This is a genomic window from Bartonella sp. AP88XZML (assembly GCF_042195565.1).
GTDB lineage: Bacteria > Pseudomonadota > Alphaproteobacteria > Rhizobiales > Rhizobiaceae > Bartonella.
Genome location: NZ_JBHIOQ010000060.1, coordinates 1 through 1,034 on the forward strand (window position 1 = coordinate 1; position 1,034 = coordinate 1,034).

Sequence of the window (1,034 nt, forward strand, 5' to 3'; positions counted from 1 at the left end):
ACGAATGTTCAGAATAAATTGACTGAACAGGTTAATAATGTGATTAACAAAGTAGAAAGCGAAAGCTTTGTTCAGCAAGACCAAACAACACATCGTCTCACTATTGGAGCTGCAGTAGAAGGCAGTGAAATCAATATAGCCAACAAGACTGGTGCGGATCGGATAATTTCAGGTGTTGGTGAAGCAACAAAGGATAATGAAGCTGTTAACAAAGGTCAGCTTGATAAAAGTCTGAAGGATCTTTCTACCAGCCTTCAGTCTGATGATTCAGCCGTTGTTCATTACGATAAAAAAGATGGTGATAATGGCGGCATTAATTACACGAGTGTGACTTTAGGTGGTAAAGATAAGACAGCTGTAGGTCTCCATAATGTTGCTGATGGTAAGATTGCCAAGGATTCACATGATGCAATCACGGGTGGACAGGTTAATACCATAGCTTCGGATTTATCAAAGATTTTAGGTGGCGCTGTATCCTTTGATGGCAAAAACTTTACAGGACCAACGTATGACTTATCGACAGTTTCTAAAGAGGGTAATGTAACAAATAAATCGTATGAAGGTGTTGAAACAGCCTTTAAAGGACTTGATGAGAATATCAAAACCGTTAACGATCGTATTAAGGAAGTCTCAGAAGGAGTTTCACAGGATTCTTTATCATGGAGTAATCAGAGTAATGCTTTTGTAGCCTTGCATGGAAAAGAAGGTGAAAAGACAAACAGCAAGGTCACATCGCTGGCTGATGGTTCTCTAGTGGCGGGTTCGAGCGATGCGGTTACGGGTGGACAGATTAATACCATAGCTGCGAGTTTAGCAAAAATTTTAGGAGGCAAAGCATCGTTTAGTGCTGATGGCACTTTTACAGCTCCCAGCTATGACTTATCGACAGTTTCTAAAGAGGGTGATGTAACAAATAAATCATATGAAGGTGTTGGAACCGCTTTTTCAGGTCTTGATGCAAATATCAAGAATGTGAATGCACGGATTAAAGAGGTTTCTGAAGGAGTAGCACAGGATTCTTTGGTATGGAGCAA

Annotated in this window: 1 pseudogene; it reads left to right on the plus strand. The window is 40.3% G+C overall.

The window, feature by feature from the left end:
- Positions 1-1,034 (plus strand): annotated as a pseudogene (locus ACFIK2_RS07325) (hypothetical protein); the annotation flags it as partial.